At 33.4% G+C, this 16,963-nt stretch carries 12 protein-coding genes; 11 read left to right on the top strand and 1 reads right to left on the bottom strand.

The window, feature by feature from the left end; translation table 11 throughout:
- Window positions 1-548: 548 nt before the first annotated feature.
- The 5 genes from CJP74_RS04470 to CJP74_RS04450 all read left to right on the top strand — a co-directional run bounded on the left by CJP74_RS04470 (window position 549) and on the right by CJP74_RS04450 (window position 5,080).
- On the top strand, window positions 549-1,163 hold the full coding sequence (locus CJP74_RS04470; RefSeq protein ID WP_119497081.1) for a peptidylprolyl isomerase: 615 nt from the start codon (window positions 549-551) through the stop codon (window positions 1,161-1,163).
- Window positions 1,164-1,205: 42 nt separating this feature from the next.
- The gene (gene rsgA / locus CJP74_RS04465; protein ID WP_119497080.1) at window positions 1,206-2,252 is read left to right on the top strand and encodes a ribosome small subunit-dependent GTPase A; all 1,047 of its coding nucleotides are present in this window, start codon (window positions 1,206-1,208) and stop codon (window positions 2,250-2,252) included.
- A gap of 268 nt (window positions 2,253-2,520) precedes the next feature.
- Entirely contained in the window at window positions 2,521-2,781 is a 261-nt protein-coding gene (locus CJP74_RS04460) for an HPr family phosphocarrier protein (protein ID WP_119497079.1), read from the top strand.
- Between the two features lie 31 nt (window positions 2,782-2,812).
- A complete protein-coding gene (ptsI, locus tag CJP74_RS04455) occupies window positions 2,813-4,540 on the top strand; it encodes a phosphoenolpyruvate-protein phosphotransferase PtsI (RefSeq protein ID WP_119497078.1) in 1,728 nt (575 codons plus the stop codon).
- A 15-nt stretch (window positions 4,541-4,555) separates the two neighbouring features.
- On the top strand, window positions 4,556-5,080 hold the full coding sequence (locus CJP74_RS04450; protein ID WP_119497077.1) for a PTS sugar transporter subunit IIA: 525 nt from the start codon (window positions 4,556-4,558) through the stop codon (window positions 5,078-5,080).
- 36 nt (window positions 5,081-5,116) lie between these two features.
- Here CJP74_RS04450 and CJP74_RS04445 read toward each other — a convergent pair whose 3' ends face one another.
- The gene (locus CJP74_RS04445) at window positions 5,117-6,685 is read right to left on the bottom strand and encodes a hypothetical protein (RefSeq protein ID WP_119497076.1); all 1,569 of its coding nucleotides are present in this window, start codon (window positions 6,683-6,685) and stop codon (window positions 5,117-5,119) included.
- A gap of 336 nt (window positions 6,686-7,021) precedes the next feature.
- Here CJP74_RS04445 and CJP74_RS04440 point away from each other — a divergent pair, with 336 nt between their 5' ends.
- The 6 genes from CJP74_RS04440 to CJP74_RS04415 all read left to right on the top strand — a co-directional run.
- On the top strand, window positions 7,022-8,353 hold the full coding sequence (locus tag CJP74_RS04440) for an L-cystine transporter (RefSeq protein WP_119497075.1): 1,332 nt from the start codon (window positions 7,022-7,024) through the stop codon (window positions 8,351-8,353).
- A 283-nt stretch (window positions 8,354-8,636) separates the two neighbouring features.
- Window positions 8,637-9,827, top strand: a complete 1,191-nt coding sequence (locus tag CJP74_RS04435; protein ID WP_119497074.1) for an efflux RND transporter periplasmic adaptor subunit — start codon at window positions 8,637-8,639, stop codon at window positions 9,825-9,827.
- 14 nt (window positions 9,828-9,841) lie between these two features.
- On the top strand, window positions 9,842-13,045 hold the full coding sequence (locus CJP74_RS04430; RefSeq protein WP_119497073.1) for an efflux RND transporter permease subunit: 3,204 nt from the start codon (window positions 9,842-9,844) through the stop codon (window positions 13,043-13,045).
- 465 nt (window positions 13,046-13,510) lie between these two features.
- Complete coding sequence (locus tag CJP74_RS04425; RefSeq protein ID WP_222986924.1) at window positions 13,511-14,638, top strand: porin; 1,128 nt, start codon at window positions 13,511-13,513, stop codon at window positions 14,636-14,638.
- Window positions 14,639-14,751: 113 nt separating this feature from the next.
- Window positions 14,752-15,843, top strand: coding sequence for a porin family protein (locus CJP74_RS04420; RefSeq protein ID WP_119497071.1), 1,092 nt, complete (start codon window positions 14,752-14,754; stop codon window positions 15,841-15,843).
- Window positions 15,844-15,965: 122 nt separating this feature from the next.
- Window positions 15,966-16,963, top strand: a 998-nt coding sequence (locus CJP74_RS04415) for a porin family protein (RefSeq protein ID WP_222986922.1), incomplete at its 3' end; no start/stop codon positions are given.

Below are 16,963 nucleotides of genomic sequence, written 5' to 3'. Positions count from 1 at the left end.
GGAGTAGACAATCGTTTATTATACAAAAATTCTTATTTTAAATCTAAAGTTTATCGCTTTTTTTACCCTAATTTTTATCCTTAGTTCGTGATATAATTTAACTTGGTCTTTAATAATAGAATACGCTTTAGCGAGTGTGATTAGATTTTTTGCTCTTGCAAAAATTTAGTTCTAGCTTCAATCTAGCTAAGCAAATTTTCTAATCACCCATTTTGTAAAATTTAATAATTAACCTGTTAAAGAGTTTAAAGTTTACATAGTTTTATTTGTTTCTAGGGACAAAGATAAAAATAATTTAACTAGTGACGAACTATTCCTCTTTTCTAAAGTAGGTTAATTTTTGTCAATAAAGCTTTTACAAGTAAAAGCAAAACAAAATTATTTAATCCAATGTAAAGTTGATCCGTTTTAAGCCTCTAGATAAATTTTCTCTAGATCTCTATAGCAATCAACTTAATTTTTTAGCCCTGAGTGATAATTTTGCTGGCTTTTCTAAATAAGGGCACAGAATTCTCAAAATTTAATTTAATCCAATACTATCGATAATTATGTCAAAAGATAAAATTGATCATACAGAAAATCTATTCAAAGATGACAACAAAAATGTTGAAAATTTAAATGCCTTAGCTTCAACAGATACCATCTTAGCTCAAGAAGATAAAAATACCTTAGTTTTAATGAAAACTAATTTTGGTGATTTTAAAATTGAGCTATATGACACACAAGCTCCAATTACCGTAGATAACTTTTTAAAATACGTAACAAATAAATTCTACGATGGCATTATTTTCCACCGTTATGTTAAAGGTTTTGTATTACAAGGTGGAGGCTATAATCTAAAAGGTTTAGAACAAAGAACTCTTGAACCTATCAAAAATGAATCAAACAATGGTTTATCTAACGCTCCATACACTCTTTCTATGGCAAGAACGGTAATTCCTGATTCAGCTACTTCTCAGTTCTTTATCAATTTAGTAGATAACTCTAAACATTTAGATGCAAAAGTTGATAGATTTGGTAATGTAGTTAAAGATGGCTACGCGGTTTTTGGTAAAATTATCGAAGGACATGAAAACTTAGAGCATTTAAAAAATGTTAAAGTTGATGCTCAAGACACTCCATTAGATAACTTAGTTATCGAAAGTGTAGAAGTATTATCCTAAGCCTTAGTAAAACTAAGGCTTTTATCGTATAGATTTTAGCTTATGTCGCAAAAAAAACGCCACTTATCCATTCAGCAACAGCGCAATATTAATAAACACCGACAAAACCTAATTAGTAAGAAATCGGCAAAACATCAAGCTCAAACCCAAGCTATCGAAGATTACCTTGAGCAACAAGAGAATCTTACGATCAAAAAAGGCATAGTTATTAGTCGATATGGTAAATCTGCGGATGTTATGCCTCTTAGCGAAAATAAATTTACAGATCAAGTTCAACGTTGCTTTATGAAAGCTTCTCTTGATGATTTAGTTGTAGGAGACTATGTCTTTTACTATGACATCAATGATGAACAAAGTTTTATTGTTGAGAAAGAAGAACGAAAAAACCTAATCACTCGTTTTTATTTTAATAAAGAGCGTAACATAGTTGCCAATGTCGATACTATGCTTATCACCTCTTCGATAAATCCAACTTTAAATACCGAAATTATTGATCGTTATTTAATTGTCGCTGAGAACAGTCAAGTAAAACCGCTTATACTAATTAATAAAATCGATTTAATTGAATCTGAAGAAGAGCGTCAAGAAGTTGACAACATTATCTCTTATTACCAAAGTTTAGGTTATGACGCCCTTCCAGTTTCTGTTGCCCAAGACTTTAATATAGATTTAGTAAAAAATGAATTAAATCAAGGACTTCATATTTTAGTCGGTCAAACTGGTGTAGGTAAGTCTTCATTAATAAATGCAATCTTTGGCAAAGAGTTAATGTCGGTGGGGGAAATCAACTATGATACTAAGTTAGGTAAGCATACTACCACCACCTCACGTCTATTTAAGATCAATGATTTTAGCGCCTTAATAGATAGCCCAGGAATTCGTGAATTTAGCTTAGAAAATTATAATGAAAAACAGTTACTAAAAGGCTACAAAGAATTGCATGATCCTAATTATGCCTGCAGGTTCTCTGATTGTAATCATGTTAACAATGCAGGGTGTGGTATCCAAAGGCTACACCAAGATGGCAAAATCTCTGAGTTTCGCTATACAAACTTAATGAATTTACTTCAACAAGTAAATAAGGATTAAACTTTTTTTCATTTTTTTGCGTTAAGCTAGTATAATATTAGCGAGTTTTGCTATATGGTATTAAGTATTTAAAATTTACCCTAGTTCATTTAAGAGAATTTAGTGATCTTATTTGGGTTTTTATAAACTTATTTATTAATATTTTAAGTTATATACTTAATACTTTTTGAAATAAGAATAAAAAAAGAGGCAATCTTTTTTTCCAAATTTACTTCACTAAATTTAATTTAAGTGAATTAAATCCAACATTTTAAAACGGGAATTTAATATGACTGTAAGCAAAGATTTAACAATTGTTGCACCTCATGGTATTCACATGCGTCCAGCTACAACTTTAGCTAAGGCTGCAAAAGAATTCGAATCAAAAGTTACATTAACTGCAAATGGTGAAACAGTTAGTGCAAAAAGTGCATTAAAAGTGATTAGTTTAAACTTAGAACATGGTAAAGCATTTACTCTAACGTGTGATGGCCCTGATGAAGAAAAAGCTTTAGAAACTTTATCAGCGTTAATGGACACTTTAGAATAATCTTATAACCAATTACGGAGTTTTAAACATCATGATTAAAGGTATTCTTGCTTCACCTGGTGTAGCTTATGCAAAAGCACTTGTGCTAAAAGAGGAAGAGATTGTTATTAATAATGTAACAATTGCTTCTGAAAATGTAGAATCTGAAAAACAAAGATTCTTTGAAGCACGTGCTAAGGCTGTAGAACAACTACAACGCATTAAAGATAGAGCAGAAGCTACTCTTGGTAAAGAAAAAGCAGAAATCTTTGAAGGTCATTTAATGATTTTAGAAGATGAAGAAATTGAAGAAGAAGTTTTATCTTTAATTGAAGAAGATCTGATTACTGCAGATAACGCTGCTAATCAAGTTTTACAACAACATATTCAAATCTTCGCAAATTTAGAAGATGAATATATGCGTGAGCGTGCAGCTGATATTAAAGATATTAGTAAACGTTTACTAAAAAACATCCTCGGTCTTAATATTATTGACTTAACAGCAATTTCAGAAGAAGTTATTGTTGTTGCATACGACTTAACTCCTTCAGAAACAGCTCAATTACCATTAGATAAAGTAAAAGGTTTTATTACTGACATTGGTGGAAGAACTAGTCACTCATCAATTATGGCTCGTTCTCTTGAAATTCCTGCCATTGTTGGTACTAACAACGTCACTTCAGTAGTTAAACAAGGTGATTTTATAATTTTAGATGCAGTTAATAATGCAGTTTATGTAAATCCTACAGCTGAAGAAATTGAAAACTTCAAACGAATCCAAGCTGAAGAAGAGCATAAAAAAGCTGAATTAGCTAAATTAAAAGATCTTCCTGCAGTAACTCTAGACGGAGTTAAATTCGATGTTGCTGCTAACATAGGTACTATACGTGACTGTGATCCAGCTTTAAATAATGGTGCAGAAGCTATTGGTTTATATCGTACCGAGTTCCTCTTTATGGACCGTGATCAGTTCCCTAATGAAGAAGAACAATACCAAGCTTACCGTGACGTTGTAGAAAAAATGGACGGTAGACTTGTGATTATCCGTACTATGGACATAGGTGGTGATAAAGATTTACCATATATGGAATTACCTAAAGAATTAAATCCATTCTTAGGTTATCGTGCGGTGCGTATCGGTTTAGATAGAAGAGATATCTTCAAACAACAATTACGTGCAATTTTACGTGCTTCACAACACGGTAAAGTTGGGGTAATGTTCCCAATGATTATCAAAGTATCTGAATTACGTGAAATTAATAAAATTATTGAAGAATGTAAAGCAGAACTTGTTGAACGCGGTATCCCTAATGAATTTAACCTTCAAGTAGGGGTAATGGTGGAAACTCCGGCTTCAGCAATCATTGCGGACTTACTTGCACGTGAAGTAGACTTCTTCTCAATCGGTACAAACGATTTAACCCAATACACTTTAGCAGTTGACCGTGGTAATGAATTAATTTCAGACTTATACGATCCATTTAGTCCTTCAGTGTTACGTCTAATTCAAAACACAATTAATGCTTCACATATTGAACGTAAATGGACAGGTATGTGTGGTGAATTAGCTGGTGATGAATTAGCTACCCCTCTATTAGTAGGTATGGGACTAGATGAATTCTCTATGAGTGCTATCTCAATTCCTAAAGTTAAAAATATTATCCGTCAGTTAAGATATAGTGAATGTAAAACATTAGTAGCACAATGTTTAACTATGACTTCATCACGTGCAATCAAAAAACGTGTACAAGACTTCTTAACTAATCGTGGTATTATTTAATCGCTGAGTACTTGTATGGGTTTATTAAAAAGCATCTATAGGTTTTTCAATAAACCGCAAAAGTATATAATTACAATTTACGCTCCTTTAACAGGAGAGGTACATGATCTGACCACTGTATCTGATATAGTTTTTTCAGATCTAATTCTTGGTGATGGTATTGCTATAGCTCCATCTCTGGAGCAAAACGAGTTATTATCTCCAACCGAAGGTATAATTAAACGTCTATATCAAACTCAACATGCCATTATAATTGAGAACCCTTTTGGGGCTGATATATTTGTTCATGTAGGTTTTAACACTTTAAACTTAAGAGGAAGATATTTTTCTTCTTTAGTAAGTGTAAATGAAGAAGTAGAATTAACTACTCCTCTGTTAAATATTGATTTTAAGTCTATAATCCATACTGGTATAGAAATAATGACTCCCGTTGTAGTTACTAACCTAGGTAGTGAAGTACAAATTATTAACAAAGCTCCTGTTGGCTCAACGGTAATAGCAGGCGAGTCACCAATCTTTCAAGTTGTAATTGAAAAATAAAATAAGCCTTCTAGCAGCAGCTAGAAGGCCTATTTATTATTTGTACATTAAAATTCCAACAGAGGAATGATCACGTACACGAATATCTTTTAGTTGTTCGGAGAGAAGAATTGTAAATTTTTTACTATAGAATAAGAGATCGCCTGGAAGCAATAAGAAATTCAATTTTTCCACTTCTTCGACGCGCATGCATCTTATATCCACATCTCTAAGCTTATATTTTAAGCCTAACCTTTCAATCCCACCTACAGTTAAATAGTAGTAATCACATGGTAGATTATAAAATTTAGCCACCACCTCACCAGGAATTCTTACAATGCAGTCTTTAAATTCTGCATACTCTAGCCAATTATATTCACGCTCATTAAAAGTAAATTCATCATTAAATTGCGAAACCTCAGGATCTAGTTCGGTAGCTCCTAGATGGGTAAGCATTGCTGAGTATTTGAAAAACTCTGCTGAATGCTCAAGTCCAGTTCTTTCATATAGACCTGGATAGAGAATTTCATTTGTTTTTTGTACTTGCCAATCTAACCAGTGCCCTAATTCATGAGGTAAGGTCAGAGTATATAATCCCCAAGCTTTTTGTTGTAAGAGATTATAGTTTAAAGACAGAACGGATAAATCTTGTGCTACTTTATGAGGGTAAACATGATATTCATCTTGCTGATAGTAGACACCTTTAGTAAATGGCAATTGGACAAACATCCCTGCGACATTATCACCACATAAAGAGAGTGTAAAAATTGGTAAAAATACTTGCTCAGAGGCTTGTTTTGCCTTGGCACTAACCTCTTGGATTTGTTCCCATGTTACGGCAGGATTTAAAACAAGATAGTAGTTTTCTAGACTTAATTCAGGATACTCTAGAGGTTCGGCATCAATTGATGTTAAAATCTCATCTAGCTCATTAGAGGTAAATAGATCATGCTTTAATAACTCAGCTCGCAATAAAGAAGTATCATTTTTTAAATCCGCTAAAACCTTACCAAGATTTACACAAGTGTTTAGCTCTTTATCAAACTGGTAAACTTCAAATCTATACTTTTGATAAAAAGCAAAGTCATTGAGAAGCTGTACTTGTTTTCCTTTAGCAATGGAGGCATCAGCGGTAAAATCTTTATAGTTAAACTCGCCTAGATGATAAAATACTCCTTCTTCACAGTACTGAGTACAACTTTTGCTAGGATTTTGGTTTAAGCTATTGGAAGCTAAAATTTCTTGAATTAGATTATTTAGAGCTACAAATAGACACCTTTGTTGCACTAAAAGTTTTAACTTTTGCTTAGCCTTAGTTGCATAATAACGAAATACATATAAATGAAAAAAGGCACGTTCGTTATCTGTAAAGGGGCTTATGCGATTGTCTATTATCTTTTTAACAAAACCTAGCTCTTGATCAGTAAGTTCGTCAGTTAGATAACAGTTACGCGGATCAAAATCAACGTCTTCCTGTTTAAAATTTTCAGGAACTACTAAATCACGATATTGTGAGATCTTGGCATTTGCAGATTCTTGCGTTAATGTAAAAGATACTTCATTTTGCATCCCATTTGCTTGGGAAAAGCTTTTACTATTAACTAAAGCATTATTTTCTTTATTCATATAGTAATACGCCATGGTTAAATTAATATTATGCTTCCTACTATATTGAGAATATAAATGCTTCAGCAATAAGGTAGTTAATTTTTATCTTAATACAGCTAAGCAAATTAATGGCAGGATTTTTGCAAAAAGTTGTCATTTGACCACTTTTAAGATTTATTTTGGTCGAAATTTTGAGCAAAATTTGCAGTTTATTTTGTTAGAATAATGAGCAAATATAAGAAAAAATACTGACAATAATTGCAATATAAATTATTTGGTAGTATACTTGATACGGATATATTACAGGCTGGTAACCTGATATTCTCATTTACTACAAGTTTACTTGGAGTAAATATGTCTTTATTAACATTAATAGTCTTTGCACTATTTTTAGTAGCCATCTGGTTTTTCTTTAAAAATACACAAAAACTAGGTTGGACAGTTTTAGTAGCCCTTGTTTTAGGGATTATTTTTGGATTAGTAATTCAAAATTTAAATAGTGATAGCTTAAGTACTACTTTAAACTGGATTAGCATTGTTGGTACTGGTTACGTTCGCTTATTGCAAATGATCGTAATGCCTTTAGTATTTATTTCAATTCTTTCGGCAATTACAAAAATTGATCAAGCAAGCAAACTAGGTCGTATTAGTGTTAGTGTTTTAGCTATTTTATTAATTACTACAGCTATTTCAGCACTGATTGGAATTTTAATGGTAAATGTTTTCCATTTAACTTCTGAAGGTCTGTTAGCTGGGTCAAATGAATTAGCTGCTCAATCTCGCGTAACACAACGAGCTGCAACTGTAGAAAACCTAACCGTTCCTGGAATAATCCTATCTTTTATTCCAACTAATCCATTTGCTGACCTAACTGGAGCAAGACCTACTTCAATTATTGCGGTAGTTATCTTCTCTGCATTCTTAGGAGTTGCAGCATTAAGTTTAAGAAAAGAAAATGAAGATCTTGGTACCCGTATTACAAATGGGGTGGAAGTATTAAATAAACTTATTATGCGTGTAGTACGCTTTGTGATTAGACTAACACCTTACGGCGTGTTTGCTTTAATGATTAGAATGGCAGCTACATCAGTAAATTTACTTCCATTACTTAACTTCTTAATTGCGTCTTATATCGCTATTTTCTTAATGTTTATTGTTCACGGTATTCTTTTATCAGTGAATAAAATTAATCCATTTAGCTATTATAAAAATGTATTCCCTACATTAGCATTTGCCTTCACTTCACGTTCAAGTGCGGCGTCAATACCTTTAAATGTACAAACTCAAGAAGAAAAATTAGGTAATAACTCTGTTATAGCTAATTTCTCAGCAACATTTGGGGCAACCATTGGTCAAAATGGTTGTGCAGGTATTTACCCTGCTATGTTAGCGACAATGATCGCACCAACTATGGGCATTGACCCTCTATCAGTAAGCTTTATTGCTTCATTAATTTTAATTGTAGCTTTAGCTTCATTTGGTATTGCTGGAGTAGGTGGCGGAGCTACCTTTGCTTCTATTGTAGTTCTATCTACTTTAGGTTTCCCATTAGAACTTGTAGGTTTATTAATCTCAATTGAACCTATTATTGATATGGGTAGAACTGCACTTAATGTAAATGGTGCTATGACCGCAGGTACTATAAGTAGTAAATGGATCTACAAAACAAAATTACCTAATAATTAATTAAATTTGTTATTAGTTTTACATTATTTCTCTTTGAGGAGCATGAAAATTCATGCTCCTCATTTTTTAAGTGATTATTTACTCACTTATTAGCGAACTTTTTATTCTTAATTATCAAGTATTTAATAAATATTGAAATTTTTATTTTTTCTTTTTTTATTAAAAATTGGACTAATTTTGATATAATGGAGAACGTATTTTCTAAAATATATCTTTTGAATAAACTGCATATGCAGACGATATAACAATTTAGGTTGCTAATATTTTTACATAAGGTCAATACATGTCAAAACGTAGATCAATTGTATTCTATTTACTTATATCTATCGTAATTATTGTGTTAGTGGGACTTAGTTTATTCTCATATTTCATTAGTTACCAAAAAAGTAAATATAGATTACCAACTGCAATTACTCCAGTTTCAGTAATTGAAGTTTCAAGCGAAAATTATTTGGGAGCAGTAAGTTCTTCTGGCTTTGTAAGATCACAAAGCACAGGTACTTTAGCTCTTGTAAATTCTGGTAAAGTTGCTTCAATTAACTTTAAGCCAGGTCAAAGTGTTAAAAAAGGTGATGTTATCTTATCTTTAGATGTAGCATCAGCTCAAGCTACTTTAGCAGGTCAAAGAGCTTCATTAAACGCATTAAAGCTTAACTATGACGGTTTAGCTGCTGCTTATAAAGAAGGTGGGGCTTCACAATACGAAGTACAATCTGCTTTAAGTAGTTATAATGCACAATTAGCTACTGTACGTGCTACAGAACAAACTATTCAATTATCACAAATTGTAGCTCCATTTGACGGAGTTGTAGGTACTATTTCTCCTTCAATTGGTGATGTAGTTACTTCAGGAACAACTTTAGTTACAGTTATTCCAAGTAAAGCTACAGATGCTCAAAATAGTTACTTTTTAAACTTAGGTCTTTCTCCTTCTTTTACCAAAGAAATTAACGTTGGTAATACAGTAAAAGCTTACAATCAAGAAGGTGTTGAAGTAGCTACAGGTACTGTTACAGGTGTAGACTCAACAATTTCAACTACTACAGGATTATCACAAGTTCGCGTTTCATTCCCAGAAAATGCAAACTTAGCTGATGGTGAATTTATTAAAGTTAGCGTTTCTACTAACCCAGTTGCTAACCAAATTACTATTCCAGATGTTGCTGTAACCTATTCTCTATACGGTCAAATGGTTTATCGTTTAGATCCATTAACTGATGCAGAAAAAGAAAGCTTAGCAAGCACGGGGCAAAGCTCAGCAAATGTATATCGTGCTACCCAAATCTATATCACAGCAAACGATCGCGTGAATGGTGTAGTTTTAGTAACCAAAGGTCTTGATGTTGGTAATATTATTGTGACTAACTTCAATAATATTCTTGATGGTTCTTTAGTTTCTATTGCAAAAGGCTATGGTGTAGGCGTACCTACAACTTATAAACTACCAGTTGCAGCTCAAGAGACTACAAATTAATTTAGGAGTGAAAAATGAAATTTACTGATGCGTTTATTAAACGACCAGTAATGGGTGTTGCTCTTAGTATTCTCCTTGTAGTGCTTGGTTTATATAGTTTAAGCAAAATGAGTGTACGTGAGTATCCAAAACTGGTAACAGCAACAGTTGTGGTTACTACTACATATACAGGTGTATCTGCACAATCTATTCAAAACTTTATCACCAGTCCATTAGAATCTGAACTAGCATCAGTAGAGAACGTTGACTATATGTACTCTACATCTGCATTAGGTACAAGTACAATTACTATGTATTTAGTAGCAGGCGCTGATGTTGATAAAGCATTTAACGACGTTATTGCGAAAGTAAATGAAGCAAAATCAGATCTACCAAGTGATGCTGATGAACCTGTAATTAGTAAGGATCAAGGGCGATCAGTTAACCCGTTATATATTGCCTTTACCTCGCAACAGTTAACCAATGCTCAGCTTGTTGACTGGTTAGAGCGTAATGTTCAACCTCAATTCTATACTGTAAACGGTGTTTCTAGTGTAAGCTTTATGAACCCTGGTTTATACATGCTAATTACACTTGATCCTGAAAAGCTCGATAAGTATGGCTTAAGCCCTTCATCAGTTACTTCTACTATTAGTAGTAACAACTTACAAATTGCGGCTGGTTCATTAAGATCAGAATATCGTGTTTTAACTAATAACGTTGACGGCTCGGTTAAAGACGTTGAGGAATTAAAAAATCTTATTATTACAACTGTAAATGGGCTACCAATCCGTATTGGTGATGTAGCGCAAGTTACTATGGAAGCGTTACCAAACCAAACAATTTCAACATTTAATGACGCTCCAGCAGTTGTTTTAGGCTTTGAATTAACTCCAGAAGCTAACCCATTAACTGTAGTTGCTAATCTAATTACAAAATATCAAGATGTTGTTATTCCAACATTACCGAAATATATTGATACAACTGTAGTTTATGATGGTACAGTTGCCGTAGAATCTGCGATTCACCACGTGGTGCAAACAGTATTTGAAGCTGTTATTATCGTAATGATTGTAATGCTTCTGTTCTTAGGTAGTGTTAAAGCCTTAATTGTTCCTATTATTGCTATCCCTATTTCCATTTTAGCTAACTTCGTTCTATTATGGATTTTAGGCTATTCTGTAAACCTAGTTACTCTATTAGCGTTAATCCTTGCTATAGGTTTAGTGGTGGATGATGCTATCGTTGTTCTAGAGAACATTCAACGTCACATTAAGTACGGTGAAACTCCATTCCGTGCAGCTATTATAGGTACACGTGAAATTGCGGCTCCAGTTATTGTAATGACCTGTACTCTAGCAATTGTATTCTTACCATTTGCTTTAACTTCAGGTGCTACTGGTCCTATTTATCGTGAGTTCGCGGTTACCTTAGCAGGTTCGGTAATATTCTCTGGTATAGTTTCATTAACATTATCACCAATGTTATGTAACTTCCTTTACAGAAATTACGATCACAACAAAATTTCAAAATTCGAACATTATGTTGAAAGTACTTTAGATAAGGTTAATGCTAAGTATGACCTTGCTCTAAAAGGTTTCTTACAACATCCTAAATTTATCTTACTATTCTTAGTAGCTGCAGTATTTTCATTAATCTCTCTACCTAAGAATATTAACTCTGAGTTAACTCCAACTGAAGACCGTGGCGTGTTCCTTGCGTTTGCAGGTTTACCAGCAAACTCAACAGTAGCTTATGGTGAGTTAATTCAAAAAATCATTGCTCAACGCTTTGAAAAAATACCATATATTTCAGGTCGTTTATCAATTGTTCAATCTTCAGCAATTATTAACATTGCTCCACTTGAAGAAGAGAGACCTCTAACTCAACAACAAATTATTGCTCAATATAGCAATGTATTTGGTGGAGTTCCAGGTTTACAAGTTAACACAGTAAGTTTCCCTGAAATCCAAGTTCCTGGTTCAGGTTTCTATAACTTTGCTGTAGCTGTACAATCAGTTGATGATCTAGACAAAATTGTTCCATACGCAGAGAAATTTGCTCAAGCAGCAAAAGATGAAGGCGTACTAATTATGTCTGGTACTAACGTAGCGTACAACAACTCAAAACTAAACATTACTATCGACCGTGAAAAAGCATCACGTTTAGGGGTGCAAATTTCAAATATTGCAAGTGCTTTAGCTTCATACCTTTCTGGTAGTACAGCGGCACGTGTATCGATTGATGGTACTGTTTATCGTGTTGTTACTCAGTTAGCAAACGACAATAAATCAGGTACAGATTCTTTATATAACTACTATGTAACTAACTCAGCAGGTACTAATATCCCATTATCTGAATTAGTTACTTATACTATGGAATCTCAACCTGCTTCATTACCTCGTTTTAACCAATTAAACTCAGTAAGTGTTCAAGGTCGTTCAACTCAATCTCAATCAGCTCTAGTTGAATGGGTACAAACAAACTTCTATAAATATTTCCCTTCTAGCTATACTTATGAGTTACAAGGTGATTTACGTACTTATGTACAAGAAGGTAACCAAACAACAGTTATCTTTGGTTTAGCTTTAGTTCTAATCTTCTTAGTTCTAGCAATCCAATTTAACTCTTGGAGAGATGGTATTGTGATCATGGTTACGGTACCTCTTGCTATTACAGGGGCTATCTCGACCTTATTTATACTAAGTCTAATGGAAATTCCAGGGGCAACCTTTAACTTATATACCACAATCGGTATGATGACTCTTGTAGGTCTAATTACTAAACACGGTATCTTAATGTGTGAAGTTGCTAAAGAAGAACAAATTAATGCAGGTTTAGATAGACGTGAAGCTATTATTAAAGCAGCAAGATTACGTTTTAGACCAATTCTTATGACAACCTTAGCGATGGTTGCGGGTCTAATCCCTCTATTAATTTCTTCTGGTACTGGGGCAAACGCACGTTTTGCGATTGCTGTAACTATCGTTTCAGGTCTTTCTATCGGTACACTGTTTACTCTATTCGTTTTACCAATGGTATATATCTACTTAGGTAAACGCCACAAACCTCTACCAGTGTTCGATGAAACAATTCCACCTTTAGCTACACAAGTTGAAGAAGAAGGAATTGATGAAATTGATCAAGGCGATGATAACGACGATAACGATAATAAAGATGATAACGATAACGATAACGATAACGATAATGATAATAAAGGTATAAACCTTGCTAAATAGTTATCATTCTTATTTAAATGAAGGATAGTGCTACACTATCCTTTTTTTTGACCGTAATAATCAAGAATTACCTCAGCAAACCTTTAAGAACACCTTGGAATAGGGAAAAATACGGCAATTTTTTACACTTTAGCTAACAAATTTTAGCCTTTTGGGCTAAATTTGAACAAAAATTTAGGTTAAAATTGATCATAAAAAGCAAACTTTTTCTTAACCTGTTAATAAACAGGACAAAATTTTATGAAAGAATAATAGAAAAAAACATCCAAGTATAATATAATAAAACTGTTACTTAGCTGCTTTGTGTGAACTGCGAAGTTTGGAATGCAGAAACATACATCGGCCAATTTAATTAAAAAGAATTGTTTGGACAGGCATTTTAAGTGCCTTGGTTAGTTCAACCTATCAGAGCATAAATCTGATAAAAGTTCAATTTAATTGAACATGCAAAATTATAGGGTTCATATGAAAAAGACTTTATTAACTTTAGCTTTAGCTGGTTTAGTAGGTTCAGCTTTTGCAAACACTACAGTATATCAATCTGACGTTGCTCGTTTATACGTAGATGGTTACGCACGTTACGTTTACGGTTACGAGAAATCTAAAGTAGAAAATTCAAATGAAGACACTACAAAAGGTAGCTACGCACGTTACCGTTTCCAATTTGGTGGTGACTTCAAAGTTGCAGATTCTACTGCATTTGGTTTTAAAGTACGTTTACAAAATAACTTCTGGAAAGACCTTACAGTTAAAAACCGTAATCTAACTACAGATGTAACTACACGCTCACACGAAGGTGAAGGTACACAATACTTTGCTTTTGATCGTGCATTTGTTTACCTATCAAATGACAACTTTGGTCGTTTATCTTTAGGTCGTCAAGTTACTGTTGCTGATGGTGCTGCAAGTAGTGATTTAGAATTCTTAACTTTTGATCCTGCTCTACAAGCAAACTTCCGCACTTCAGGTAACAAAGTAGCTTACTATACATCTCCAGTATTTAATAACTTTGTATTCGAATACTCATACGCAGAAACTAAATATAACCGTAAAGTATTCAGAATTACTGATGAGCGCGTTGTACAAAATGCATTTGCAGGTACTTACGCATTCTCTACAGGCACTGCTGTTAAAGCTACTGTAGCATTTGAAAACCACCGTAATAATGGCTACAATACTAAAGAATTAAAAGGTTACGAAGTAGCTGTAGTTCAACAATTAGGTGACGTATCTTTAGCTGCGGCATATGACTATGTTCGTACTCAAAATAAAGATGGTTCAGCACAAAATACAGTTAGCACTGACACACATCACTCAGTTGTAGTTAAAGGATTCTACAACTTAAACCAATACTTCCAACCATACGCTGGTGTAACTTATCAAAGACTTGACACTGAGTCTAACAACACTAAAACTAATGTTTGGGGTGGATACTTAGGTGCTCAATCTGACGTTTACCAATACGATTCATTCAAAGTTCGTGTATTTGGTGAAGCAGTATACTTACACTACAGCACAAAAGCAAATGCTACTGGTGATAAAACAACTACCAAAGCTCCTGCTTTAGCAGCTGGTGTTAAAGTATTCTTCTAATTTAAAAAAGTTTTTTTGAGCAAAGAGATGAAAGACTTAAATGTCTTTCATTTCTTCCCACAATTGTATAAGATAACATTGGCACTGCCAATATTGATAGAATAGGTTTTCCCATGAAAAAAACATTATTAGCTTTAGCTGTAGCAGGATTAGCTACATCAGCGTTTGCGAACACAAATGTTTACTCATATACAAATGGTAACACAAGCGCTAACTTAGGTGTATTCGCACAAGCTCGTTACGTATTCGCAGATTACCAAGATAAAGATCGTTTAGCAGATAGTAAAGAAGATTCAAGACTAAGTCAAGGTCGTTTACGTTTTGGTTTATACGGTAGTATCAAAGACTCTAATAACTTAACTTACTCTTTCTATACACGTTTCCAATCAAGATTCCAATACACAAGCACTAAAACTGACGGTGTTAAAGAAGCTGGCGTTCACAAGCGTGATGGTGTTGATGTGAATCGTGCATATGTTCAATTAAGCCACCCTACATTTGGTTCAGTATTATATGGTAAATATGTAACTGTTGCTGATGATAAATTCGGTGATGATTTAGAGCACGGTGCTAACTGGACTAGATTCACTGCATTTGATGTAGAAACTGGTTATGATTCAGTATTTACATACTTAGCTCCAGAGTTTTACGGTGTTAAAGGTGGTTTAAGCTACGGTGAAACTAAAACTTCACAATACGTTTACTCTAAACAATTAGCTTTACAAGCAGCTTACAACTTCTTTGGCAACCATGTAGTATTTACTTACGCAAATACTCGTGATCGTAGTTATGGTAAAACTGTTACTAACACCAATTCATATGATTTAGCATTCTATAACGATGGTCTAGTACAAGACTTCGTTGTAGGTGGTGACGTAGCTTACCAACAATTAACTGATACTGACAACACTTATAGAAAACACTACTTATGGTCAGTAGCAGGTAAAGTAGCATACACTGGTTTCCAATATGCTCAACCATTCTTTAATGCTTCATACGTAGAAGAAAAAGCAGCTCGTCTTAAAACAAAAGCTACTAACTTAGCTGTAGGTGCTGCTTCAGATGTTTACACATATCAAACAGCTAAAGTAACTGTATTCGGTGAGTACTATTATTCACGTGAAAGAACTACAGACCGTTTTGATACTAAAAACGAAAAACACACTTACAAAGGTTTCAACGTAGGTGCAATCTTATCATTCTAATTGATTATTCATTTAGAGAAAAAGCAGGCAATATGCCTGCTTTTTTATTTATATATGAATTATTTTTATATTTTTGATATACTGAAAGCTAGCAAATTTGCATTTACTAATAACAAAAGAATATGAAGAAAACTCTCGTACATTTGTTTATTATGGGACTCTTCTCTACAGCAGCTCATGCTACTACTAATCTACATACCTATGATTCGGGTAGCTCAGTTGCAAGCTTAGACGTATTTGGTCAGTTAAGATATACTTACGTCTATGAGAATAGTTCTGCTAACTATTCAGATTTCTTTCATGATAAATTAATCTATCAAAGTTCATTACTTCGTACAAGAATTGGTATTCAAGGTAAAATTTCAGACTATAATTTACTAACCTTTGGTTTTCAAGCAAGATTTGACCATTACTTTATGGCGTATCGCCAAAGATATCACCTTGAAAATATCATAGGTTCTGACACTAACACTTTACATTATCGAGAAGGGTTTACTTTGACCCGTGGTTATGTTTACCTATCAAAACCTGAACTAGGTACGTTACTCTATGGTAAATATGTTACCGTTGCTGATGATCGCTTTCAAAATGATCTAGAATACGATTTTTTTGATAACGAGAGTAAGTTTACAGCCTTTTCAGTTTCATCAGGTGATTATGATTCAACTCTAACCTATTATCTCCCTGTATTTTCTGGTTTTACAGGTGGTATAAGTTATGGTAAAACTAAAAGTGATGTTAATTCCTATACAGGTCAATTTGCAACAAATTTAAATTATAGTTATTTAGGACATTATGTAAGTTTTACATATGCAAATACAAAAGCTAAAATAAATAATAGAACCTCGACCATATTTAATTCTTACGATTTAGCCTACTATAATTCTTCTTTACTAAATAATTTAACCCTTGGCTTTGACCTCGCTTATCAAAATCGCCACGCAAACCTTACTGGGTCTAATCTATCAAATGCGTTGTATAACGAAAAATCTTGGTCAATAGCTTTCAAATCAGAATACTATTTAAATCAGTACTTTAACCCTTATGTAGGTATTTCATATGTGCACAATAAGCGTGAAAATAATATCTACACTGATAATACTATTAAGCAGTATAATTT

Source organism: Psittacicella melopsittaci, assembly GCF_003585925.1.
Taxonomy (GTDB): Bacteria; Pseudomonadota; Gammaproteobacteria; order Enterobacterales; family Psittacicellaceae; genus Psittacicella; species Psittacicella melopsittaci.
The sequence above is the reverse complement of the archived record's forward strand: the minus strand, read 5'-3'. Positions and strand labels throughout refer to the sequence as shown.